This window comes from Pedobacter panaciterrae, from assembly GCF_013204795.1.
Lineage (GTDB): Bacteria > Bacteroidota > Bacteroidia > Sphingobacteriales > Sphingobacteriaceae > Pedobacter > Pedobacter panaciterrae.
This window is the reverse complement of sequence record NZ_JABMKW010000020.1, coordinates 473,556-498,873: the sequence shown is the minus strand read 5'-3', so window position 1 is coordinate 498,873 and position 25,318 is coordinate 473,556. Positions and strand designations below refer to the sequence as shown.

The 25,318-nt window shown below is 38.8% G+C and carries 23 protein-coding genes; 13 read left to right on the top strand and 10 right to left on the bottom strand.

Annotated features, from left to right (window positions below):
- Positions 1–61: 61 nt before the first annotated feature.
- On the bottom strand, positions 62–2,695 hold the full coding sequence (gene ligD, locus HQN86_RS21030; protein WP_172662852.1) for a DNA ligase D: 2,634 nt from the start codon (positions 2,693–2,695) through the stop codon (positions 62–64).
- Positions 2,696–2,771: 76 nt separating this feature from the next.
- On the bottom strand, positions 2,772–5,558 hold the full coding sequence (locus tag HQN86_RS21025; RefSeq protein WP_172662851.1) for a glycosyl hydrolase: 2,787 nt from the start codon (positions 5,556–5,558) through the stop codon (positions 2,772–2,774).
- Between the two features lie 174 nt (positions 5,559–5,732).
- Between HQN86_RS21025 and HQN86_RS21020 the strand changes: the two genes are divergently transcribed.
- On the top strand, positions 5,733–6,131 hold the full coding sequence (locus HQN86_RS21020; RefSeq protein ID WP_216854477.1) for a VOC family protein: 399 nt from the start codon (positions 5,733–5,735) through the stop codon (positions 6,129–6,131).
- A 185-nt stretch (positions 6,132–6,316) separates the two neighbouring features.
- Here HQN86_RS21020 and HQN86_RS21015 read toward each other — a convergent pair whose 3' ends face one another.
- The 3 genes from HQN86_RS21015 to HQN86_RS21005 all read right to left on the bottom strand — a co-directional run bounded on the left by HQN86_RS21015 (position 6,317) and on the right by HQN86_RS21005 (position 8,470).
- Entirely contained in the window at positions 6,317–6,490 is a 174-nt protein-coding gene (locus tag HQN86_RS21015) for a hypothetical protein (RefSeq protein WP_172662850.1), read from the bottom strand.
- Positions 6,487–7,614 (bottom strand): TlpA disulfide reductase family protein, encoded by a 1,128-nt coding sequence (locus HQN86_RS21010; RefSeq protein WP_172662849.1) that lies wholly within the window; start codon positions 7,612–7,614, stop codon positions 6,487–6,489. Before HQN86_RS21010 ends, HQN86_RS21015 begins: the two co-directional genes overlap by 4 nt.
- Positions 7,615–7,729: 115 nt before the next feature.
- Complete coding sequence (locus tag HQN86_RS21005; RefSeq protein WP_172662848.1) at positions 7,730–8,470, bottom strand: PRC-barrel domain-containing protein; 741 nt, start codon at positions 8,468–8,470, stop codon at positions 7,730–7,732.
- Between the two features lie 119 nt (positions 8,471–8,589).
- Between HQN86_RS21005 and HQN86_RS21000 the strand changes: the two genes are divergently transcribed.
- Genes HQN86_RS21000 through HQN86_RS20985 form a run of 4 tightly spaced genes read left to right on the top strand, consistent with a single transcriptional unit; the run spans position 8,590 to position 11,310 of the window.
- Entirely contained in the window at positions 8,590–9,429 is an 840-nt protein-coding gene (locus HQN86_RS21000) for a 3-keto-disaccharide hydrolase (protein WP_172662847.1), read from the top strand.
- Between the two features lie 32 nt (positions 9,430–9,461).
- A complete protein-coding gene (locus tag HQN86_RS20995; protein WP_216854476.1) occupies positions 9,462–10,061 on the top strand; it encodes a Crp/Fnr family transcriptional regulator in 600 nt (199 codons plus the stop codon).
- Positions 10,062–10,114: 53 nt separating this feature from the next.
- Entirely contained in the window at positions 10,115–10,564 is a 450-nt protein-coding gene (locus HQN86_RS20990) for a DMT family transporter (RefSeq protein WP_172662846.1), read from the top strand.
- Positions 10,565–10,569: 5 nt separating this feature from the next.
- Positions 10,570–11,310: a GNAT family N-acetyltransferase gene (locus HQN86_RS20985; protein ID WP_172662845.1), complete on the top strand. Its 741-nt coding sequence runs from the start codon at positions 10,570–10,572 to the stop codon at positions 11,308–11,310.
- Positions 11,311–11,325: 15 nt separating this feature from the next.
- Here HQN86_RS20985 and HQN86_RS20980 read toward each other — a convergent pair whose 3' ends face one another.
- Positions 11,326–11,679, bottom strand: a complete 354-nt coding sequence (locus HQN86_RS20980; protein ID WP_246269700.1) for an META domain-containing protein — start codon at positions 11,677–11,679, stop codon at positions 11,326–11,328.
- A gap of 265 nt (positions 11,680–11,944) precedes the next feature.
- Between HQN86_RS20980 and HQN86_RS20975 the strand changes: the two genes are divergently transcribed.
- The 3 genes from HQN86_RS20975 to HQN86_RS20965 all read left to right on the top strand — a co-directional run bounded on the left by HQN86_RS20975 (position 11,945) and on the right by HQN86_RS20965 (position 14,276).
- Positions 11,945–12,445, top strand: a complete 501-nt coding sequence (locus HQN86_RS20975; RefSeq protein WP_172662843.1) for a GNAT family N-acetyltransferase — start codon at positions 11,945–11,947, stop codon at positions 12,443–12,445.
- An 89-nt stretch (positions 12,446–12,534) separates the two neighbouring features.
- The gene (locus HQN86_RS20970; protein ID WP_172662842.1) at positions 12,535–13,299 is read left to right on the top strand and encodes a DNA alkylation repair protein; all 765 of its coding nucleotides are present in this window, start codon (positions 12,535–12,537) and stop codon (positions 13,297–13,299) included.
- Positions 13,300–13,406: 107 nt separating this feature from the next.
- The gene (locus tag HQN86_RS20965) at positions 13,407–14,276 is read left to right on the top strand and encodes a DUF808 domain-containing protein (protein ID WP_172662841.1); all 870 of its coding nucleotides are present in this window, start codon (positions 13,407–13,409) and stop codon (positions 14,274–14,276) included.
- Between the two features lie 17 nt (positions 14,277–14,293).
- Here the strand turns inward: HQN86_RS20965 and HQN86_RS20960 are convergent, their stop codons facing one another.
- Entirely contained in the window at positions 14,294–14,923 is a 630-nt protein-coding gene (locus HQN86_RS20960; protein WP_172662840.1) for a class I SAM-dependent methyltransferase, read from the bottom strand.
- Between the two features lie 143 nt (positions 14,924–15,066).
- Here HQN86_RS20960 and HQN86_RS20955 point away from each other — a divergent pair, with 143 nt between their 5' ends.
- The 5 genes from HQN86_RS20955 to HQN86_RS20935 all read left to right on the top strand — a co-directional run bounded on the left by HQN86_RS20955 (position 15,067) and on the right by HQN86_RS20935 (position 20,396).
- Positions 15,067–16,782: a tetratricopeptide repeat protein gene (locus tag HQN86_RS20955; RefSeq protein ID WP_172662839.1), complete on the top strand. Its 1,716-nt coding sequence runs from the start codon at positions 15,067–15,069 to the stop codon at positions 16,780–16,782.
- 77 nt (positions 16,783–16,859) lie between these two features.
- A complete protein-coding gene (locus tag HQN86_RS20950; protein ID WP_172662838.1) occupies positions 16,860–17,039 on the top strand; it encodes a hypothetical protein in 180 nt (59 codons plus the stop codon).
- A gap of 119 nt (positions 17,040–17,158) precedes the next feature.
- Positions 17,159–17,386: a hypothetical protein gene (locus HQN86_RS20945; RefSeq protein WP_172662837.1), complete on the top strand. Its 228-nt coding sequence runs from the start codon at positions 17,159–17,161 to the stop codon at positions 17,384–17,386.
- 154 nt (positions 17,387–17,540) lie between these two features.
- Positions 17,541–18,425 (top strand): PhzF family phenazine biosynthesis protein, encoded by an 885-nt coding sequence (locus tag HQN86_RS20940; RefSeq protein WP_216854475.1) that lies wholly within the window; start codon positions 17,541–17,543, stop codon positions 18,423–18,425.
- Between the two features lie 93 nt (positions 18,426–18,518).
- Positions 18,519–20,396 (top strand): heparinase II/III domain-containing protein, encoded by a 1,878-nt coding sequence (locus HQN86_RS20935; protein ID WP_172662835.1) that lies wholly within the window; start codon positions 18,519–18,521, stop codon positions 20,394–20,396.
- A gap of 13 nt (positions 20,397–20,409) precedes the next feature.
- Here HQN86_RS20935 and HQN86_RS20930 read toward each other — a convergent pair whose 3' ends face one another.
- Genes HQN86_RS20930 through HQN86_RS20920 form a run of 3 tightly spaced genes read right to left on the bottom strand, consistent with a single transcriptional unit; the run spans position 20,410 to position 25,176 of the window.
- Positions 20,410–22,035 carry a glycoside hydrolase family 43 protein gene (locus HQN86_RS20930; RefSeq protein ID WP_172662834.1) on the bottom strand — a complete coding sequence of 542 codons (1,626 nt, stop codon included), beginning with the start codon at positions 22,033–22,035 and terminating at the stop codon, positions 20,410–20,412.
- Between the two features lie 40 nt (positions 22,036–22,075).
- On the bottom strand, positions 22,076–22,732 hold the full coding sequence (locus tag HQN86_RS20925) for a carbonic anhydrase family protein (protein ID WP_262889307.1): 657 nt from the start codon (positions 22,730–22,732) through the stop codon (positions 22,076–22,078).
- A gap of 53 nt (positions 22,733–22,785) precedes the next feature.
- Complete coding sequence (locus HQN86_RS20920) at positions 22,786–25,176, bottom strand: outer membrane beta-barrel family protein (RefSeq protein ID WP_172662832.1); 2,391 nt, start codon at positions 25,174–25,176, stop codon at positions 22,786–22,788.
- Positions 25,177–25,318 lie beyond the last annotated feature (142 nt).

Genomic DNA, 25,318 nt, shown 5'->3' with positions numbered 1-25,318 from the left:
AATCAGAAATTTTAAAAAGATCAAGTAATCCTGACTTTAAGTATAAGGATGGCCTAATAAGTTATCCAAACACGTTTTTCGCTTTGTTAATCGCAGCCGTTAAATCAATACCTTTTCCCAAAGCACCTTTAAAGAGATCACCAGTTTCTTTTATCCTATCCACAGCATTGAAGATCGTAAAATCATCCATGGTCATTCCAGGTTTAACTTCATCCCATGCCAGAGGCATGGAAACAGTTGCCCCTGGCTTCGGCCTAAGCGAATACGGACAGGCAATGGTGGCCCCTGGTCTGTTCTGCAGAAAATCCAAATACATTTTTCCTTTACGGTTAGCGACCATTCTTTCTAATGTAGTAAACTCAGGGACCTGCTGATGCACCAAATTGACAATAATCTTGGCAAACATTTGCGACTGATCATAGTCATACTTTGCCGCAAGAGGAATATAAATATGCATACCAGTAGAACCAGATGTCTTCGCGTAACATGGTATTTTAATCTGGTCCAGAACTTCTTTCACCATTTGTGCCACCTGAATCACCTGATCGAATGTATTCTTATCAGGATCCAGATCAATCACACAATAGTCTGGATTGTCTGGAGATTGACTCCTGGAAAACCACGGATTCATTTCTATACACCCTAACGATGCCATCCAAAGTAAGGCGGCTTCATCGTTGCCCAATAGGTATTCCTTATGTTCGCCATCACCTGTGGTATAAGGAAATGTATCGGCCCAATCAGGTGCAATCTCTCTAACATCTTTCTGGTAAAAACCCTTGCTATGAATTCCACCCGGAAAACGATTTAATGACATAGGCCTATCTTTCAAATAGGGAAGAATATAATCGGCCACCTGATAATAGTAATTAAACATCTCTCTTTTGGATACCCCATCTTCAGGCCAGTAAAGCTTGCTTAAATGTGTAAACTTCAATTCATGACCTTTAATTTTTCGTACCTGCGTTTCATCTTTGGGATTAAGCAACGTTTTACGCCCTGTAGCCTTTGGAGGCTTGATAGTGTTATCTTTCATATCATTCTCTACTATAGCTTTCGTCTCTATCTCGGTTTCTCTGATCACATCTTTAGCTTTTTTATCAACGCGCATGCCTTGGAAAGATGGATGGCGAAATACACCGTCATCTGTCACCTCTGCAAAGGCGACCTCACAAACCAGTTCCGGCTCAAGCCAGGTTACTTTGGTTTTTGGTGGATTGGGCCTGAAGCGAGAAGGTTTATTGACATCAGGGATTTCCGAAAATGGACTTTTATTGGTAATTAATGGCCGGAATTGGGCCATCATTTCTTTTTGCGCCAGATCATTGAAGCCTGTACCCACCTTGCCAACGTAGTGCAAATGACCGTTTTCATACACTCCTAACAACAGAGAACTAAATTCCCTGGGTGTATCATCATTTTTTGTGAACCCGACAACCACCACCTCCTGGCGTTTATTGGCTTTGATCTTTAGCCAATCTTTAGAACGGTTATTCTTAGTATACAGACTGTCTGCTTTTTTAGCAATAATGCCTTCCAAACCCATTTTTATGGCCGCCTTAAAGAACTCAGTACCGCTTGCCTTAAAGATCTGACTTAGCCTTACCCGATCGTCATTTTGAGGCAAAACCTCTGCTAATATCTCCTGGCGTTTACTAAGTGGAAGATCAGTTAAATCCCTGCCGTCATACCATATCAGATCAAACACATAATAAACCAATTCACCATCGGCTTCACTACGCCAGTTCTGAAGCGCTCCAAAATTAGAAATTCCTTTATCGTTAATCACCAGAATTTCCCCATCAACTACCATGTTCTGTTTCCAGCTTTGTAATATTTGGAAAATAGGATAAAACTTCTCATTGAATTGCTTATTGTTCCTTGAAAGCAGTTGTACATCCCCATTCTTCAGGCAATACCCCAATGATCGATAACCATCCCATTTGACCTCATAAATCCAATTGGGATCATCAAAAGGCTCATCTACTAGTGTAGCAAGCATTGGCTTCATACCAATCGGGATTTTAGATTTCTTGGCTTTTTTCAATAAAGCTTTGACGTCAGTAGAGATTTCAACGGACTTTGCTTGTTCACGGCCATTTTGCCAGACCTTATCGCTCGTTTTTTCGACTTGTTTAATCGTCTTTTCCGAAAGTACGGATTTGTCTTTTTTAGTAATATCAGTTGTAGAAGCATAATCGTCTTTATGCTTAATTAGCAGCCAGCCATTCTCTCCCATCCCGTTTGTCTTCACCAGAGCATATTCTCCTTTTAATTTGCTGCCATGAAGTATTATTTTGAGCGAGCCGGAATGCAACTGTTCCAGTAAATATTTCTCCTGCGCCTTTTTACCCCTGATCTTTTCAATGGGTTCATAAGTTCCCTGATCCCAGACAATTACGGTACCCCCTCCATACTCCCCTTTCGGGATAATGCCTTCGAAATTTTTGTAGTCAAAAGGATGATCTTCTACCATCATTGCCAGACGCTTGGTTTTTGGGTCTGTTGAGGGACCTTTGGGAATAGCCCAGCTTTTCAGCACGCCATTCATTTCCAACCGGAAGTCATAGTGCAGGCGTGTAGCATCATGTTTTTGAATTACAAACTGAAGTTTTCCCGATGTTTTTGCTTTACCCGAGTTAGGCTCGGATGTTTTATTAAAATCACGTTTTTTATGATACTGTTTTAAGCTCATGATCTAAGGTTTGCCAATATTTAACACTTATAGCGAACCAAAGTTTTTAATCATATGAATACAACTGTTTTTATAACTAATAATAAGGTGTTATTGAAACAGGACCAGTAAGTCCAGAAGGCATAACCTTCCAGGATGAAGCGTCAAAATCCTTATAATTAATATTCACAAAGTTAATCTCATGATAATTCTTCCATTTGATTTTCTTAATATCCATATCTCTAATGCGGTTAGCCATCAAATTCACAACTTCTATTTTAATCGTATTTTTGCCAGGGATCAGAAATTTTCCTATCCGGGCCTGAAAGGGAATACTCCATATAATGCCAACTTCCTTTCCGTTTATCCATACCCTGGCACTTTCGTTTACCTTACCTAAATCCAAGACATATTCCTTTGCAGACTTTGATTCTATGTTAAAGGTAGATGAATATACCCCCGTTCCCGCAAATGCAATTGACTTTGGGTCGCCTGAATCAGTCCAGGAGCGTAAAGTGTTTAATGTTTGATCTGGAGGCAATTCAGGGCCTCCCTTAGTAAAATGGAGAAACCATTGCTTATTAAGGGCTATTGCTTTTTCTGGCTTGTCCAAATATACCCAATAGCTAGCCGTTGTTTTGGGGCTCTTATCAACTCTTAAAAAAAGAGTTTGGCCTGAGCTTATCTGAATCCGTACTTTGTTTTCTTTTTTAGTTGCGGTCCCGATAACTTCTGTCTGTGGATCAAGGATAGTGACATACCCTTTTTCATTGAGTGAAAGGGTTGTATCAATCAATTTGGAACTGTGATTTACCAAATAATAATATTTTCCGGATGCAATTTGTCTTCTGGTAAACTCCAGACCTGAATCGACAAGCGTTTCTCTTTTGATTCTATTGAAGTTTAAAATTTCTTCAATATTATTTCCAAGAAAGATAATGCCTTTTCCAGTAACATATTGTTTAAAACCGGGGGCTGAATTCTTGAATGTTAGTTTTGAAAGGCTTGCTTTCAACATTTTTCTTCGCTCTTCCAAATCAGATAAACCGGGAACATCCTTGGGCAACTGCTGAAAAATCACAATAGCTCCATTGTAAGCTAACCTGATAATTTTGTCTAGCGTCTCAGGATTTATCATTTCACATTCAGGAACGATTAATGTTTTATAGGCTGTTCCATTTTCTGATGTGCTGAGTAGCTTATTGTTGACCGTTGTTTTCCTTAATAGCCTGTCTGAGGCAAAGTCAAATGAATAGCCGATTTTTGAAAGCTGCTTACACAGCTTGTAAAATGAGGTTGGATGTAACCATTTATCTACATCATGAACTTTTAAGGCCATATCCATACCTTTTGAATTATTCCAGACATCATAAATGGGCCAATAGATAAGTAACTCATTGTCTGGTTTTCCACTTTGTAATATGGACTGACATCTGGCTATATAATCGTTCAAACCTTTGGCTTGCGGCCACAGGCTATTATTTGGATTCATTTCTACCGAGGCATAGAATAACCATCCAGGCCAAGGAATATTCGATGGTGAGTTTGTTGTTCCATGATAAAATATATGGTTGATACCCGAAAGAAATAGTTGCTCAACCTCGGGTTTGCACTGCGAAAAAGAAGTTTTGAAATGCTCGGTAAGCCATGTGAACGTTTCTGAGGAAATTAATGTTTTGCCACCTGTATTCGCTGCTGAGGAAGCAAACTTGCTCATTATTGGATCTGGGTCAACATTTCTAATATCGCCAGAATCTCTGCGGAGGCCCACGATGGGAAAATAGCTGGAGCCGAAGATTTCTGTTTCTGGAATATCAACCGCACCATAAAGATCAAGAAGATTTCCAGGGGAACCATGAGATTGATTTTTTGTTAAGGATTTGAGGTTATGGGCCCATTTTGTCCAGTTTTGAGTGAAATTTTCAAGTAAAAGTTCATCCATCGTCTCACGGTAATCCGACTTCAGACGTGCTACGATTTCTCTTGTGCTGTCATTATTTCCACTGTCTGCAAGTTCGCGAATGTAATTTTCCAGATCATATCCCCGGGCTTTCTTGAAATGAGCTAAGAATGTTGGCGTCCAGCTAGCACCATATACTTCATAGCTATCATTAAAAAAAGCCCTCACTCCCTGTGGTCTTTTCCCAAAAGCATCCGCAAATCTTTTGAGGTAAACATTAACTGAATTGCTGTCGAGATGATCTAAGGTGAATCCCTCGCCTCCTGGTGCTGCACGCTTAACTTTTTGATGTGTTTTACCTGCAAAAGCAGCGTAAATTTCCCAACGTCCAGATGTTGGAGACCAGTTTAGTAGTTTGCTGACTTGTACAAGAGGAAAGAGATTCAATACCTCTCCGCTTTCGCCATAAGCCGTTAAGGCTTGCAGTTCTGCAAGGTCCTGTCCATCTTCTTTAACCGTAATCGGCTCATTTAGCTTTTCTCCTGCATTTAAGGTGAACTTACGGGTAATGAGTTTTGTAGCTGCATTTTCAGGCTTTATCTGGGGTCCTCCGAAAGGCCAGCCAGTACCGGTATTCATATCTACTTCCATTCCCAGTGAATTTGCTCTGGTAACTGTGAAATGAAGTGCTGATAGCCATTCAGGGGAAAGAAAATTGATATACTTGTTCTCATATCCCACTGCTCCGTAAATAGGCGTAATTTCTACACCTCCAAGTCCTGCCTGACTATACTGTTGCAAAACCAATTCAAGATCTTTATCGTTTACTGCATTCCCCATCCACCACCATCTTGTCCATGGTTTCATTTGATTTTCTATAATGGGCCAACCGGCAGGTTTTTCAATTCCAGAAGTTTGGGCGTCTGCAAGATTGAAATTCAGCGTATATAAAAAAGTAAAAAGAATAAATATTTTGGTTTGCATTTGATGGTAATTTGATTAAAAAACTTGTTAAAAAAAACATTTATTCCAAAACTCTTTATCTATGCCTCCAGTAATTACACTTCGTTAAAGTAAAAATTTTACACAAAATCATCAAAATAACTGGTTTCTTTTGTCACATATCCATAAGTTTGGTTAACCAAAGAATATACCTTAATGATGAGAACACAGATCAATGCAGTTACTATTGCAGCTCAAGACTTGCTTAAACTTAAAACATTTTACATAGATACTTTTGGCTGGGAAATCCAGTCGGAAAGCACGGATATTGTTATGTTTAGGCTCAAGCATGGTTTGTTGCTAAGCATTTACCAAGCGGAAGACCATGCTCGTTATTTAGGTAGTGAACCAGTTACAACGGAAATCCTACCTAAAGTTTACCTAACTATCTATACCGGATCTTTAAAAGAAACAGATGAGCTGTTTATGGAGCTGGAAAGTAAACAAGTTAATATTATTAAAAAACCAGCAAAAGTATTTTGGGGTGGGTATGCTGGAATAATAGCCGACCCGGAGCACAATTACTGGGAGATTTGCTTTAACCCATTCATTTAATAGTGGCGTCATTATTAACTTTAATGATATACTCAATATTTTATGGGTTTCCTTAAAAAATGGCTAAAATCAAAGTTAATCTAATTCTTTCATGAAAATGTATTAAATAGTTGATATAAAAATAATTAAATATATTTAATAGAAGTGATTGTAGAGGTGAATTGGAAAACCTTACTTCTTTGTGGTTAGTCAGATATAGAGATAAAAATTATCGTTATTGAGTATGTGAGACTAACAGTAGCATCTAGCATATTGATATGAAACTCCTGATACCATTTGTCTTTATGAGGTGTAGAGGCCTCATCAATGCCATCTGGAGTTCCCATTAAGAAGAACTTAATTAAAATATTCAGTATCATTTGGTTTTTGAATCCAGCAACTCCAGCAACTTATTCTGCAAATCAGCACCTCGCAAACCTTTGGCAACTATCTTTCCTGAGGGATCTAATAAAAAATTACCGGGTATAGACCTCACACCATATAATTTAGCGACTTCATTATCCCAATACTTAAGATCTGAAACATGTGTCCATGTCAATTTATCATCTTCAATTGCTTTTAACCACGCATCCTTTTTACCTGGCTGATCTAATGAAATACCCAACACAGTAAATCCTTTGTCTTTAAATTTTTCGTAAGCTGCAACCACATTAGGATTTTCGCGGCGGCAGGGCCCACACCATGAAGCCCAGAAGTCTAACAAAACATATTTCCCTTTAAAGTCCGAGAGCTTCACCGGGTTATCATAGATATTATTCTGGGTGAAGTCAGGCGCTTGTGAACCAATTTTAGTCCTTTTTGCAGCAGCAAATAGAACTCCAACTTGCTGGCCGTAGTAAGTTTGACGAATTCCAGACGAGAGATTTTGATACACTTTTTCCGCATCACTTTGTAATGTTTCATCAGAAGCCAACTGTGAAAGCACTGTTAGACTAACGAATGAATTTGGATGCCTACTTGCAAAGTCCAGATATATAGGAAATAACTCAGCGGAAGTGTTGTCATAACGCTTATAGAATCCTTCAAGGAAGGGTTCATCTTTTTTCTGTTCAACAGTGAATTTTGCATATTCTTCTCCAAGCGAAGTAAGTTTATCCTGTACCTTTTTTGACGCCGCTTTAAGCAAATAATTATCTGCATTAACTTTTGATCCATTGATCAGGGAATGTTTTAATGAGTCAGTGCCGGTAAGTTTTATGTTTCCAGGTTCGATATAAAATGATAGTACGTCTACCCTATTTCCCTTAATCGCATCTTTTCTGTAAAGAGTACTTTTTGATGGATCTTTAATGCTCCCATTAAAGTTAAATTTTCCATCAGTAACTATTGCTGAGTCTGCTTTGTTTTTCCCTTCTACACTGTAAGTAAGAAAAAGTTTTTCTCCTGTTCGGAGTCCTTTGATCTCTCCACTAAATGTAAATGGTTGCTGAGCAACAGCTATCAGAGGTAACATGCCGCCAATAAATGATAGTATTTTTTTCATATTAATTGTTCAACTAAATTTGATACAAAACAAATATAAATAAATACTACTAAATTAATAGACTTTATTGAAACTTCTCTTTAAATTGAAAATTTTGGCGTAAAGTAATCTTAACCTATTTATCGTAATGCCGGAAAAGGTCTGTTTCATAATTTTCAGCCATGGGTTGGTCAGGGTCATACTTCGGGCTATTTTTTACCGCTTCCACCGAAACATCTACTTCCACAGACGAGTCTGCCCAACTAACCTCTTTTATCCATTCGGGCGAAAGCAGAACTTTTTTCCCCGGAAACCAGCTACCGGTATCGACAATCAGAAAACGGATTCTCCAATACTCATCGACAATAATATCAGCTACTTTGCCTATCTCTCCATTCGTGGCGTGGATGTGATACCTTTTAACTTCGCTGATGCTGCGCAAATGAGGATCTCCAGGCTCTTTTTTATTACGCGCTGCGATGGACGCCTCTAAAGGCACTCTCGATTCAATCATTCCTGCCATACCCAGTTGCCCATAAAATCCTCCGCCTGTAGGATCGCCGTATGGCCATTCGTAATGGCTGTATAAGGCGAGCTCTTGCTGGCGGGATACAGGCTTTTCTGTATCTATGTCGGGACTCTCTTTAATTTGTTGCTTGGTGAGTTTAATCGGGAAGGACTTGTTTTTCCAATCAGGATCCTTCAAGGCTCCCGGAGAAATAAGTACTTTACGGTCCATTAGCCAACCACCTGTTTTTACAATGAGGTAACGTATGGTCCAAGTTTCATCATCAAAATAAAACTCATCAACTTTCCCAATTTCTCCGTCGGTAGCACCCATAGTGAAACCGATCAGACTTTTTATATTATGTAGCATAATTTTAGTAATTAGGATTCAATAACTATCTCATTTCATAAAACAATCCAGGTTTGGATTTGTTCATCCACTTTGAATCATAAAAATCTGTATCTTGAATAGATTTAAAATAACCTGATATGAAACTTTTAAAACTCCTGCCGATACTTTTGTTAGGGATATCAGCCCTGGGCTTTACCACGCAAAAGACCCCATCCTGGCAAACGCTTTTTAATGGAAAAGATCTGAAAGAATGGGATACCTACCTGGCTCCCGATTATGATGACTCAGGTAAACCCCTTACAGGTATACCCATTGGTTTAAATAATGACCCTAAGAAGGTATTTACAGTGATAAAACAAGGCGAAGAAAATATCATCCGCATCTCGGGTGAAAGCTGGGGTGCAATCTCTACCAAAAAAGAATATGAGAATTACCATTTACAACTACAGTTTAAATGGGGAAATCTGAAATGGGGACAAAAGAAGAATTCGAACAAAGACAGTGGGTTGCTATATCATTCGGTAGGTAAATATGGGGCTGATTATGGGTCATGGATGCGTTCACAAGAATTTCAGATTGATGAAGGTAACTGTGGCGATTATTGGGGAGTTGCTGGTGGTGCAGCAGATATTCCTGCAATTAAAGAAGGGAAAAACTATACTTATCGTCCGGAAGGAAAGCTTATTAGCTTCCGAGAAGACAGCCAGATCGGTAGATTCTGTAAAAAAATGAGTGATGCAGAAAGACCATCTGGTGAATGGAATACAGTTGATTTATACTGTTATGGAGATACTAGTGTCCATGTGATGAATGGCAAAGTAATGATGGTCCTTTACTGCAACAAGCAAATCGATGACGGAAATGAATCACCACTAAGAAAAGGGAAAATTCAAATACAATCGGAAGGTGCAGAAGTCTATTATAAAGGAATAAAGATTCAGCAAATAACCAGTTTACCTGCAACTCTCTTGAAATAACACGCACTGTGGCTAAATTTTAAAACATAAAAGTGATTAACGAAGAACTATACCTATCAACATTTAAGACTATCATAGGGAATTACCATACAATTTCTGAAGAATCATTTTCATTACTCGTATCTCTGATCCGTATACAGACCATTAAAAAAAATGAATTCTTATTAAAAGAAGGACAGATATCCAAGTCATTATACTTTGTCTGTAAAGGAGCGCTTATCGCGTATTTTAGTGATGTGCAGGGAAATACCTATAATAAAAATATTTTCCTGGAGCGGCAATTTGCAGGTTCTACCGTTTCCGCATTGCTGAAAATTCCATCCCAATTTACGTTACAGGCAATAGAAGACAGTACAGTTATTACGATCAATCATGAAAAATACAAAGAACTTATCGACCAGCGGGACGATTTGAAAAATTTCTATATTGCTTATCTCGAAAAAAATTGGGTTATAGATAAAGAACAGCGAGAAATATCTATCGTAATGGAAACCGCCAGTATCCGCTACTTAAAAATGCTGACAAAACATCCAGGTATCGACAAAAGGATTCCATTACAGCATATCGCTTCCCATTTAGGAATTACGGCAACGCAGCTAAGCAGAATCAGAAGGGAAATAAAAAATAAATAGACCAATCAACATATGTAAAGTGAAATTGAAAAACATCAATCTAACTTCGCTATATGAATCAACAATTAGTATCCATAGCCGCATTTTTGGGCGGTATCTTTTTAGCTATTCAGGCAGGGTTTAATGCACATCTGGGTGTTTTGCTTAAAAAACCACTACTTGCTACTATAGCCACATCCTTCAGTAGTCTGCTTTTTGCCTCGGTTTTTGTTTTGTTGATTTCAAGTGAAATACCAAACACTAGCCTGATTAAAAAAGTTCCCTGGTATTTATGGTTTACAGGGGGGCTTTTCAGTGTTGTCGGAATTAGCCTTTATTTTTATAGCATTCCTAAGCTAGGGCTTTCTAAAATGATCTCATTAGGATTATGCGGCCAACTTATTTTTTCGGCTATCGCCACACACTTTGGTTGGTTAAATTTACCATTAGAACCAATAACCGTAAAAAAGATAATAGGAATTATGGCCATGATGGCTGGAATACTACTCATAAATTCAAAATAAGCACTATGAATGAACATGCCTTGCTAAACATCAAAAACTTAATTACGCTCTGGGAAAAAGCCAGTAGTCCGTTCAATGGATTTTTTACCGATGAACAACTTAGTTATGTCCGCATTCCAAATTCGGACTGGCCAAATCGTCTCTGGCTGAAGCAACAATTAGATGAATCAGCCTTAAAGGAAATTCTGGAAATTATCAACTCCTCTCCCATTAGTTTATCGTTTTCGTATTGGGATGATACAGAAAGCACCAGGTATAAACTAATTGAATATAGCGGATTTGAGCAAAAATCAGCACAAATTGGCATGTCCATGCACCTTGACCAAAAATTTAACCAAGAACAGCGGTTAACTTTTGAGCAGGTATATCAGCCCGAACAGGCAAAAACCTGGACAGATTTATATCCGGAATCTTTTAAGTATAATATTAATCCTGAAATACTAATCAAAACATGCAATCAAATAACCTATTATACCATTTATTTGGATAAAACACCAATAGGAACAGTCCTTACCATGCAGACCGAAAATGCAATTGGCATACACGGACTGGGAATTATTCCACAGATGAGGAAAAGAGGATTTGCTGAAGAAACGATGGCATACATCTTAAATAAAGCCATAGATAATCAGTTAACATATGCCTACTTGCAAGCTTCAGAATTAGGTAAAAATATCTATCTGAACATGGGGTTTACGGTAGATTTCACAATGAGAAATTACATTAAGCAATTTTCCGCAATCTGAATATAGATCTTTAAATTACTTAACGGCCTTAAAGCGAGCCAGGGGTGCCATTCTGGCTTTATTTAAAGATAAATCATCTCCGTTAATACTGTAATTATCAGCGGCAATCAAGGCTTTAGTTAAACCATTTTCAATCTCCATGTTTTCACAAGCCATCATAGTGGACATTCCCTGTGAAAATTTTATCCTTCCATTCTCTTGTAATTTAAACTCACCACCTATCCCATTACAGCCTCCAGAAGCAGAATAACGGCTGTCACTTTTTTGAAGCAAAAGAAATGGTTCTTTACCATTTATCTTATCTGCCACCGGTTTACCTGCAAGTTCAACTAACTTCCACTTACGATCTGTAATTTGACTGGTTTCCATAGTGTCTTTGCTTGTTTGTGGTACAGAAGTCTTTTTAAAAATATTACATGCAGCTAGACACAAAAGGCATAAAAAGAGGAACGAATATTGAGTTGGTTTCATACGACTTGGATTTTTGAATTGCAACAAATATACCTTAGCAAATGTTTATTTAAAAGAGAATTATTTTAAAATGCCTTTACAACGTCGAGCCCGTTCCAAAATCTGGTGAATAATCTTCATCAAAGCAAATGATAGGTTCTATATCTTTGTATAAAATTTATGTATGACTATTCTTTATCAAAGCCAAAATATCATTATTCGTGAATTTGTACCTGAAGACAAGCAATTGTTCGTTCTGCTTTTTGAAGATGAAGAAGTTACCCGGTACATTCCTCAACGCTCGACGGCACAATACCTGGAATTGTTTGACAGCACGATAGCAGATTACAGCAAAGGCCCGCTAGGCCGATGGGGAATATTTGATATCCATACCCTGGATTTTATGGGCATGTATCTTACAAGACATTTTGAATATGTGCCGGATCAGGTTGAGATTGGATATGTTTTGGCTAAAAAATATTGGGGGAAAGGTATAGCCAGCGAAGCGAGCAGCGCTTTAATTGACTACTGCTTTACACATACAGATACCAATCAGGTAGTTGCTGTAACCGATCTGGACAATATAGGTTCACAAAAGGTTCTTGAAAAAGCAGGCCTTAGACGGTTAAATAACCTCAAGAGAGATGAACAAGAGTTGGCTTATTTTATGATCGAACGCACATAGCAAATATGATTCTCTGTGATTACCGGGAAGTATCTTTCCAGGATGACAAAGCTAATCAATAAAAAATACCTGAAATTGATAAACATCAAATGATATCTACATCAAAATACTTATCCGAAATCATAAACAGGTTAATCGAAAAACAACCTTATGATAAAGTCTCCGGACATACAGATCTCAAAAGTTATATTGGAACCCAGTATGAAGTCATTGGCCTTTCAGTACCTATGCAGCGGTCAATACTAAAAACGGGCTACACTTTCAGTACACTAACTCTTCAGGATCAGCTTCCCGTTTGGGATGCAATATGGAAAAATGCAGATGTTTACGAAGTGCTAAGCCAATGCATCTACTTTGTTGAAAGGAACTTGTTAAAACTCGATGCGAATGAACTCTGGGAGGTCGTACGCTTATGGGTAAAAAAGATTGACAACTGGGCGCATTCTGACGGACTATCCGATATCTATGCACATTTAATGGAAAAGATGCCGGAGGAGATATACGGCCAGTATAAGCTATGGAACAAATCCGAAAACCCTTGGGAGCGTAGGCAGTCATTGGTTGGGATGCTGCTATACAGTAAGAAGCGTAAAACCCTCCTCCCTGCGGCAAAATTGCTAGATATGGTGGGGCCATTAATTGCTGATAAAGATTACTTTGTTCAGAAAGGATTAGGATGGGCGCTTCGGGAGATTGGCAATATTTATCCTGAAGAGACAATGGCTTTTTTGAACAAACATTGTACAATTCTTCATTCAGTAGCTTTTACTACCGCTGTAGAGAAAATAGACGCTCAGATTAAAGAAATGCTGAAAGCCCGACGAAAAGAACAAAGACATAAACGTAAAATGTAATCCGGACTTTACTATGCATTGGGGTATGTGAAAAATATTATCATCTTTTTACTTTTAAAATCACGTTTTTAAAGATATTTTGCAACCTAATTATTAATGAGATCGATATGGCTTCAGGTTTTTTTGCGATTTTAGATGATATTGCTGCTTTAATGGATGATGTCTCTGTGGCAGCTAAAATAGCAACGAGAAAAACTGCAGGGATCCTTGGGGATGATTTAGCCGTGAATGCGGAAAAGGCAACGGGGTTTCTGGCTTCAAGAGAGATACCAGTGCTTTGGGCAATTACCAAGGGGTCCTTCGTTAACAAAATTATTATTGTTCCGATTGCATTATTGCTCAATGCATTTTTTCCTATAGCGATAAAGATTATTTTAATTTTAGGTGGTTTTTTCCTCGCTTATGAGGGCGTTGAAAAAATAATCGAATACTTTTTTCATCGCAAGAAGGCGGATCATGAAGTAATTACAGCGGTAAAACAAGATGGTATCGAAGCAGAAAAAGCAAAGGTCAAGTCTGCTGTGATGACTGATTTCATCCTGTCCATAGAAATTGTAATTATTGCACTGGGAAGTGTCTTGGAAAAAAGCCTCCCTATTCAGATTTTAACGGTTTCGGTAGTTGCATTACTGGCTACCGTAGGTGTTTATGGTATCGTTGCCATCATAGTTAGAATGGATGATGCTGGGCACAAATTGATCAAGCGTTCCAGTGACAAGGGCTTTGTTGCACTAATTGGTCATTTACTTGTTAAATCACTGCCTGTTATCATCAGAATTCTGGGCGTGGTAGGAACAATTGCATTGATCTTAGTTTCGGGCGGTATTTTCGTTCATAACATTGAATTTCTACACCATTTGCTGCCAAGTATTCCCTTGATCATTAAGGAGTTCGGGATTGGGGTTCTCGCCGGATTGATCGTCTTCGCAGTTGTAAAACTTTGCAAAGTAATTTTAAGTAGCCTAAAATCGCTTTAATAAGTCAGCGCATACACCTACAATTTCCCCATCAATATCAAATCAGTAATCATCAGACCATCCTTATCAGGAGAAGTAAAATGTTTTAAATTGATTATTTCAAAGTTATTTTCCTGGAAGGCTTGAGTTAAATAACGCTCATGATGATAATTTACCCATACCTTATCACCTGTACTTGATATTTGATATCGCGATTTATTAACATCATCCTCCTCCATCGTGCTCAAATAAAACACACCACCTGGATTTAATAATCCAGGAACACTAGCGATTAGCGCAACAGCTTCCTTACGCGTCAAATAAGGTAGGCAAAAGCCACACGTGATTCCATCAAATTTCTCTTCGATCGTATCAATCTCCCGGCAATCCATGAGCTCAAATTTAGCTGTCGGGTTATTAGCCTGGGCTAGTTCGAGCATTTTCGAGGACAAGTCAATTCCTAAGACTTTATAGTCAGGTCTCCTGTTTAGCAAGTATTTGGTGATATTTCCAGGGCCACAGGCAATGTCTAAAATGCTGGCATTATCGGCTGTTATATTATCACAAAAGATATTGAGTAAGTCACCATAGGAACTAACATCCATAAACTTATCCTGATATATTTTTGCCGATTTGTTAAATGCATCAGCCGCCTTTAATATTTTCATATCCTTATCGTCTAAATTGGTCTTCGCTCATTACCGGAAATTCTTTTCATGATTTTAAATGCTTAAAGCTATAAAATATATATATAAAAGACCCCCTAAAAATGGTATATTTAATTGAGCTTTAATTAATTGTAAGAATCCTTATGAAAACAATATTGCTGCTTTTTATATGCTGTCTCTTTTTTTCTAGTGGTGATAAAGATATCCAAAAGCCATTGTACCTATTGGATTATAGTAAGGCAATTGTAGCAACATGTGGTTCTTTGTCTTTCACAGAAAATATTGATACTGTCGATAATGGCAAATTTATGATGTACCTGCCGGGCTGGGGGCACTATTCTTATAAAATATCGACGGTTAGCGACAGCGCTCAGGTTTATTTTGATCAGGGATTAACCATGTATTATAGTTACCATATGAAGGAGGCCCTCGCTTCCTTTAAAGAAGCTGCCAGATTTGATCCTAACAGTGCTATGGCCTATTGGGGACAAGCATTAGCAATGGGTCCTTACTATAATTCTGCCCACAATTATACCATTCCTAAAAACATATCAGAAGTTTTAAAGCTGATGAACCAATCTGCAGATAAGGCATCAGCAAAAGAGCGCGATCTGCTGAAAGTAATGAATCTCAGGTATCCATTGTCGGATGCCGATACTCTAAAAACGAAGCTGAACATGGCCTATGCACAAGGTATGAAATCGCTTATTTCCATATATCCTCAGGATGCAGACATCAAGACGCTATTTATAGATGCGGTTATGTTGAGCCATCCCTGGGATTTCTGGAATAACGACGGATCTGCGAAAGAATGGACGCCTGAATTAGTGGGCTTATGCGAGAGCGTATTACAGGAAAATCCCCAACATCCTGCTGCTTTACACTATTATATACATTTAACGGAAGCTTCTCGTAAGCCTGATCGTGCCTTGGACAATGCAAGGCTGCTTAAAGATCTTTTTCCTGGCGTGGCTCACATGGTTCACATGTCTAGCCACGTGTATCAAAGAAACGGTTTGTATGCATTAGGTGTAGAAGCCAATGACAGTGCAGATGTAAGCCTTGTGCGTTATGATTCGCTGGCCAGGCATCTTTCCCTTAGCAAGCATTCCTCGCATTATTTTGCGGTACAGGCTTTTTGCGGGTTAACAGGTGGAATGTACACCAAAGGAATGCAGGATGCCATAAGGTGCAGAAAAAGTGTTATGCCAACTTATGAGGATACCTATGCCCAATATTTGTACATGATGCCAAAGTTTATCTTGGTAAGACTTGGTAAGTGGGATGAGATATTAAAGGATACAGTTCAGCCGGATGTCCGTTGGACATATGCCAGAATATTGGATAATTTTGCCAAAGGGTTGGCATATGTGTATACAGGTAAACCGGATTTGGCAAAAGTGCAACTTATTCAGTTGCGCAGTAAAATAACTGATCCTGTTTTAAAAAAGAGGCGTATCCCCTTTAATACAGCACTGCAAGGCGCACAGATTGCAGAGAATATTTTAAATGCTGTGATTCTATTAGATCAGAGAAAGAATACAGCTGGCATTAACACCCTCCAAGAGGCCATAAAAATAGAAGACGAAATGATCTACGCTGAGCCAATGGACTGGCCGATTCCTGTAAGACAATTTTTAGGAGCCTATCTTTTAAAGCAAGGGAAGCCCGCCAATGCAGCACAGGTTTACAAAATGGATCTGGAACTAAACCCTGGAAATGGCTGGTCATTAATTGGGCTATATCATAGTTTAAGTGCCCTGAATAAAGTTGTGGGGATGGCCGAGTATAAAACCGCTTACCTGAGGGCATTCTCTGATGCAGAGCATATTCCCCCGGCTTCGGCTTACGGTAAATAGCAATTTATATTTCAAAATTAGGCCATTAAATCAAAACCATTTGAATTTTTAAACTGTTTACCTCTTAAAATATAAACATGAATAAATTTTTCAGAGCAATTATAGCTGGTTGGGGAGCTAAAAAGTTAGGTGGGGGCTGCTTGTCTACCATAATCATATTTATTGTAATTTATTCGCTCCTGGGTAAATGCAATCAGAAAACACAGGCAAACTCGCAATCGAAAAAAGTACAGACTGCTATTCCTGTATTCAAATAAGAATTCAGGATAACAAAAAAAAACTTGCTATCGGCAAACTTCTTGTTTTTTAATTTGTTGCTATTTAGGATTACTTAAATCCTGAAAACCATTAAAACAGTTAATTTAAAAGGAGGCTCATGAAATTTACTATAGTCAACCCCACAGATCACACGCCCGTTAGACTCAGGACAGCACCTGAAGATTATAACGGGGAGCAAGGACTCCGTATCATTTTTCCGGAAAACGATTCTTTAGTTATGGTCGAAAAAAACGGACAATGGAATGTAATGGATGAAACGGATATAAATCCTAAACTTATTGAGGCGATAGCTAAAGAGTTGAAACCGATTGCCCGATACACCTGAAGAAGTTCAGTATTCATAGATAGCAAATGGCATATGGACGTATCCTGAAATCCTGTTAGTTACCTCAAGGTTACCGGTTACCCATTGTTAACCGATAGCAAAAAAAGATCTGTAATTTCTAGTTTTGAGCTATTAATCATCAACAATGAAAAATATGAAAAAACTGGATTATTATGTACTGGACGTTTTTACAGATCAGCGGTTTAAGGGAAACCAACTGTCAGTTGTTTATATAGAAGATGAGCTTAACCTTAGTCAGTACCACGATATATCCAGGGAATTCGGCTATTCTGAAACTTCTTTTGTTAGCTATTCAGAGAAAGAAGGCGTTTTCAAAGTACGGTCTTTCACCCCGGCAAAATTTGAGGTAGCAGGCGCCGGGCACAACCTTTTGGGCGCCGTCTGTTTGGCATTATTAAAAAAATGGGATATCTTTAAAAATCAACAAGGGAGACCCTGGGTATTGATAAAGGATACCCCTATTCCTTTAAAAGTCACTGAGGAATCAGGACTACCTTATGTTGCAATGAAACAGCGCCCTTCTAAAATAATCAACAAAGTACCAGTCAACCTCTTAACCGAGGCCCTGGGATTAAAGACTACCGACTTTGATTTGAATGGTTGGGACATCAATATTGTACAAACAGAAGTTCCTCATTTAATGGTTCCTGTAAAAGATCTGGGAACACTTAAAAATGCTGTTTCCAATAAACCCATATTGAAAGGCTTATCTGAAAAATTTGATTTTGAAGGTTGTTATTTATTTACTGTAAATGGTATTGAAAACAATTATCTCGCAGAGACAAGGTTTTTTAATCCAGGCATTGGAATCGACGAAGATCCCGCCACAGGAACAGCCGCAGGACCACTGGCCGGCTATCTTGAAACGCTTGGATACATAAAAAAAAACAGGGACTATAAGATCCTGCAAGGAAAATATATAGAACATCCATCTACAATCTGCGTAAATGTAGCTAACGATGGCATATGGGTTAGCGGCTCCTCTGCGATTGTGATGGAAGGTCAGCTTTATTTATAAAAGGGTCATTGGGGATTTAGATTATATTGACCTTGAGAATACCAACTTCCGGTAATTGAGTGCGATTGTCAACAGAAAAATGTAATTTGGAACATGAAATCGATCCTCGCACTTCTTCTTCTAACCCTGAGCATTTCATTGGCAAGTGTTGCTCAAAAACCTGTTAGCGAAACCAGGGACGTAACAGTAACATGGGTAAAACAAAACCTCCGAAATAACGGTCCGAAACTGATCCTGACTGCTGAAAGTTTAGCGCAGATCAAAAAGGCCGTAAAAAAGGATGAAACTGCAAAAGCTTATTATGGATATCTTTATAAAAATGCAGTTGCTCTGCTGGATGTCGCAGTTCTGGAAAGAAAGCTGGAAGGGAGGAGATTGCTTGGAGTATCCAGGCAAGCAATTGCACGAATCGGCACACTCGCTGCAGTTTATGCCATATCAAAAGAAAAGCGGTTCTTGGATCGGGTAAATACCGAATTGCTAAATGTTTGCAATTTTTCAGATTGGAACCCCAGCCATTTTCTGGATGTTGGAGAAATGGCCTATGGGGTTTCTATTGGGCTGGATTGGACTCTGGGCGACCTACCGGAATCTACTATACGACTGGTAAAGGATGCCCTGATCAGCAAAGCCATAGAGCCCAGTTTGAATGAAAAATTCAACGGATGGGTAAAAGTGGACAACAATTGGAACCAGGTATGTCATGGCGGTATTACTTCGGCGGCTGTAATGATTGCCGATCAGGATCCTGCTTTAGCCGCACAATTGATTTCCCGAATGATCCAGAACATTCCAAGAGCACTGAGGGCATACGGGCCAGACGGGGCCTATCCTGAAGGGGCATCTTACTGGTCCTATGGAACCAGTTATACATTAATCACTATCAATGTACTTGAAAGCGCTTTTGGAACGGATTTTGGTATTTCCAACACACCCGGATTTGTCAATAGTGCGCTTTTTGTGAAAAAACTGGTGGGTTCAAGTGGGCTTTATTTCAATTATTTTGATTCTGGCAGCAGTGGAGATGATGGTCTGGAAAACCAGGAATTGCTGTTGTGGTTTGCAAATAGGACAAACAATGATGTCTATTTTGATAAGGAAAAATTTCTAGGAGCCCTAGCAAGGTCAGCTACCAGCGGTTATAACAGTTCCAAATTTAATGGGATGGTTCTGGCCTGGCTGGCAAAACATAAAAAATCTATGGGAAATCAATTACCTGCAAATTACAAAGGTGATGGAATCAACCCAATTGTTGTATTTGGTGGTGGAAAAACTGATCCCAATGGGTATTTTCTTGGGGCCAAAGGCGGTGCAGCAAATTTAAACCATGGCAACATGGATGCTGGTTCTTTTGTATTTGACCTATATGGCGTCAGGTGGTCTGTAGATCTGGGGATGCAGAATTACTTTGAGCTGGAGCAAGCTATAGGTGTTAATGGATTATGGGACAGCAACCAGCAAAGCAAGCGCTGGACCCTGCTGAGCAAGAACAATTTCGGGCACAGTACGCTGACGGTCAATGATGAACTGCACTTGGCCAAGGGTTTTGCACCATTAAGCTACTATAAAGGAAAAGGTAACCGTCCTCAGGCAGGTTTTGACCTTTCTGCGGTATTTAAGGGACAGCTAAAGAGCGCTAAAAGAGATTTTAAACGGACGGGAGACCAAAGCCTTGAAATCACTGATATACTGGAGCTTTCTGAACAGACAAAAAGCGTAACCTGGGCGATGATGACCCAGGCAGATGCCGAAATCATAGAAGGTGGAGTTCTACTAAAGCAAAAAGGAAAAACCCTAAAAGTCATGATCAAGCAACCTGAGGGCGTCTTGATCATGGTGGTTTCCGAAAATCCTCCCCCATTAGACTATGATATGAAAGTAGAGAATCTGAAAAGAGTGGAATTTAAGTTTCCTGTTGAACTCCTTAAAAACAAAGGACAAAAGATCGTTGTAGAGTTAAAGGGCTCATAAATGGCATTACTCTTTAATTATTTTTCAATTCGAAAGAATTGAAAAACGCTTTCTGACCTGAACCTTTAGCTACAATACCAGCCCTATACCCCATTCCCCATGGTGCATATTTTGGCGCATCAAATGTTGCAGTATGGAATTTCACCCATTCCAACTGAGGCTTTTTATAAAAGAAATCTATTAGTTTTCCACCTCCGCTGATCTGCATTTTCAATTCAATTAATCCATGAGATTGTTCTTTGACTTGTTTGAGTACAAGGTATTTTCCCTCAAGATTATTATATACTGTTATACCATCTTCAGCAGCTGTTATTCCAATTCCTCCTAACTCACCTGGCCACTTACTTTTGAAAATGGCTCCTGCGAAACAGAGCCCACTTTGTGCCTCCGTAAGCGTCACTTTCGTGCTAATGCTGAAATTCACGGTTTTAATATATTGCCCTAAAAATGTTCCCAACTCATGATTCTGGTTCGTAGATACCAGATGAAGCCCATTATTGAAGTTCACATCCGGCTTTGGCAATTTCGATGGCCATTGCCAGGCTAGGTTCAGTTTATTGTCCTTTTTAAAATCGTCATAAAAATCCAGTTCTGCTTTTGGTCGATTTGGAATGGTCGCATTATGAAGAACCGGCCAGCCATCCGGCCCCGTTTTTAATTCTTCAAGTATACCTTCTCTGCCTACAAATACATCATAGTTTTTATTGAACGCATGATAAAGCATAAAAAATCGGTGGTCTGCAGATTCAACCACAGTGCCGTGACCAGGGCAGTTCCATCGTTCATTGCTAACCATTACAGGGTTTTTATCATACTTCTCCCATTTTCCTCCTGCTAGATCTTTTGTCCGGGCAATTCCCGTCTTATAATTACACTTAGCATCACAACACCCTCCTACCGCATATAAACTATAGATGTACTCACCCATTCTGAAAAAACAAGCACCCTCTACCAGAGAGGTCTCCCAAGGTTGGCTGTTTGTGTATACTTTTCTTTTCTCACCCAGCAATTTGGTACGGCTTTCATTGATTTCCTGCACCCAAATCCAGCTTTCCTTCCCACAACCATTTCCGTCATTTTTCCAGAAGGCATAAATTTTTCCCTTGTCCTGAAATTCGAAAGCGTCAATTGCTCCACAATCATCTTCTATGATTACAGGACCATTGTCTGTGAATTTGCCCGTTTCGATTTTATTGGCATCTATCCAGGCTACGCCACACTGCAAGCCCGGGTTTCCTTTGACTTTCCTGTTATGCGCAGTATAATAGGCATAAATTCTATGCTGCTTTGCATCATAGGCCAGTTCGGAAGCCCAGAAATTATTTTCTCCCCATTGATCCTTCATATCCTTGAACCCCTCCGGGAAAACATGGTTAACCAATACCCAGTTCTTTAAATCTACCGATTTATAGATGGTAAAATAAGGTGCCCATTCATTAGTAGTTGACGTAGCATAATAAACTTTGCCTATCCTTATAATTGAAGGATCCGGATTGTCGCCAGGTAATGCAGGGTTTACCAATTGAACATCGGCAGGAGCAACATTTTTATCTGCATCTCTTCTTTTAACGCCACATGATAGCAATACACACATGAAAACAGCACATATTACTGCAGTATTAATATACCTTATATCCATAAAACGGCCATTTATCATTTCACAAATCTATTTTTATTTTTCACTTTTTACCCAAATCTATCGTTCCCGGATAAAATGTAACTACTCCTGTGGTAATATCGTGAAGGCCCCCGATGATTCCGATTTGGCCTCCTTCTACCATTTCTTTGAGAATGGGACTTCGCTCCAGTATCGATTTAACAGACCTATTAACATTTATAGCGGCTACCTTTTCAACAAATTCGCTGTTGTTAGAATTGCGGTTCTCTTTTATGGTCAGCTCATCATCCACAGCAGGCCTGATTTTCGAGAGCAAAGAAGTAAGGTTGCCCATCTCCACATGATCGCAGGCACCTTTAATTGCTCCGCACCTGGTATGGCCCAGAACAACGATAATTTTTGCACCTGCAAGCCTGCAGCCAAATTCCATGCTTCCTAAAACGTCCTCATTAATAATGTTACCTGCAATCCGGATACTGAAAATATCACCCAAACCCTGGTCAAAAATTAATTCCGCAGATGTGCGACTGTCTATGCAACTTAAAATTATAGCGAACGGATGTTGACCATCTGAGGTTTCATTTGCTTGCTGTAAAAGATTTCGGTTGATTTTCAGGTTATTAACAAATCGTTTATTTCCCTCTTCCAATAAATTTAGCGCCATTATTGGTGTTATAGCTTCCTGATCTTCTTTTGTTAAAGTTTTCATGCACGACAATTTTGTGATGCAATCTAAGAAAAAGTCAAAAAAAATGAGTCCTTACGGTATTTTTAGTTTCTATTTCCGCTTTTTGCCTGTCTAATCGATTGGCTATCTTTAAGATTAAAGCGATAAACCATAGTTAAACGATAACGTGAAGCATTAGGGTTACTTAGCTGATTATAAATATAATTATCGCCAGTGGTTAAAGTTTTAGTTTTGCGCGTATTGAGTACATTACTTCCATCTAGTGTAATTGTCATTTTTTCCTTCAGCGCATTCCTGCTTAGTCCGAAATCCAGATAGTGAACGGACCAGGTATGGCTTTGTGCATTGGTTGTTGCACCTGTATAATTGTAACGCAACTGTAAATTCATCATCGTTGATATTTTTGCCTGAGTGCTAAACCTTCCTGTTGTGGCATTTCCATTAAAATTAAAATCCTGACCCAGATAAACCCCCTTTTGCTGGAACTCATAACCATTTAATTCGGCATTCAACTGTAACCATTTCCATGGATTATAAAGTAAAGAAAGCTCAAGCCCCTGTCTGATCTCACCGTCAATATTAACCGGAATAGTATAAAATATATCGTTATTCCGATAGGTGTACATTTGGATAATATCAGAGTTATTTTGGTAGTAGACAGAAGGATTAAAGGTTAAATCTCCCCAATGCTTCAATAAGCCAAGTTCCAGCACATCCGCATACGAAGGGTTTAGAGCAGGATTGCCAATAAATTGAGAGTTAAGATCTGTAAGTTCATTAAATGGGTACAACATCCATAATGATGGGCGATTAATTCTTTTGCTATAGCTAAACTGTGTCGTCGTTTCTTCATTGAGCTGATAGCTCAGGTTAAGCGTAGGAAATATGCGGATGTAATTTTTTTTATTTTGGTAGTCACCTAGTCGATCTTCAATACTAATTTTGGTAAGTTCTGAACGCAAACCCAACATATAAGAAAACCTCTTACCTTTATTGCTGAATTGAGCATAGGCACTGCTAATCAGTTCATTGTACTGAAGTTTATTGTTGATGTTGTAATAAATAACCCATTGATCTCCTTGTTGTTGTTCTGCATAAAAATCACTTGTTACTTTTCTGTTCTCGAGTTTTAGCCCCAGTTCAAGCATCGATTTTTCGGTTAGTGGTTGTTCTAAATCGCTTTGAAGTAAGAAATCCTTACTACTGCCAATAGAACTGGTCCTGATACCCGGCAAAGTTTCGGGATGTGGAAAGTGTTTCTCAGTGGTCAACGCCCATGTTTTGTCGCTATTCCAAAAATCATATTGCATATCAAGTGTATATTTTTTTTGTGCATTTTCGAATGTGCGCGTATAGTTAAATTCTAATTGATTGTAATCTCTTTTCTCTCGGGATTCACCATTTCTGATTAAGTTGCTATCCAGAGTACTGCTACTATATTGATAATCGAACCAGGTTTTGTCATGATCTTTAGTCGCATTTTTAAAGTAGGCTGCAGTCATTGTATTGTGTGCATTAATGAGATAGTCAGCACCGAGATATATCAATTTACCGTCATCATGTCGGTCTTCATCCTGTGTTTGAGTTAAGAAACGCTGCTGTTCATTATCCAACACGCTTTGATTACTGCTGTAAAAACCTTTATAATCCGATAAACGGATGCCCAGCGTAGAGAACAGGTTAATTTTATCTGACTTATAATTCAAACTGGGATTTATACGGTTATCATTAGGAAGCCCTCCTACCACCTTTAGCTGGCCATTTAGCCCACCAATTTTATTCTTTTTAAGGATGATGTTAATGATTCCGGCAGATCCTCCGGCATCGTAACGGGAAGAGGGATTGGAAATAACCTCAATCTTATCAATTAGACCGGCAGGGATCTGATCGAGTGAATTGCTTTGCGTTAATCCCGAACGCCGACCATTAATTAAAACCATCACATTGCTATTGCCTCTTAGCCTTACTGCGCCTTCAGGATTTATCGCTACAGATGGTACGCTGTTTAATATATCGTTAACTGAACCGCTTTGAGATAAGATGTCTTTTCCAACCTCAAAGACCTTTTTATCCAGTTTTAAACTAATCATACTTTTTTCTGCAGTGATCGAAACTTCTTTTAGAACGGTTGTATCTTGCATAAGGCTAATATTTCCAATATCCAGTTTATAGGCTGAAGGACTTAGCTCAACGTTTCGACTTAAGGTCTTATAACCTATTAGGCTAAATTCCAATATGACATTTTCTTCAGGCAATCCTTCTAAAAGAAATTCTCCTTTCTCATCACTAATGGTGCTTAAAATAAGTTTCCCAAGGATATTTTTAACTTGAATAGTTACGTAAGGCAGTGCGAGTTGTGCTTGGTCAGTTAATTTGCCATTTACCAATCCCTTTGATGGTATTTGATTGTTTTGCTGTGCATTAATCGTAGAGCCTATAACACAGACCATGATAGTGATGAGTAGTTTTTTCATGAGGCAAGATTAAGACTGCGGCCGTTCAAAACACAATAAAACATGCCAACGGCTCTATATCCTTTTGAAATACATTTTTCTGTCTTATATTCAGTTTAGCTTTACATTATGGTTAAATTTCGCTTCTTATTCTTTCTAACCC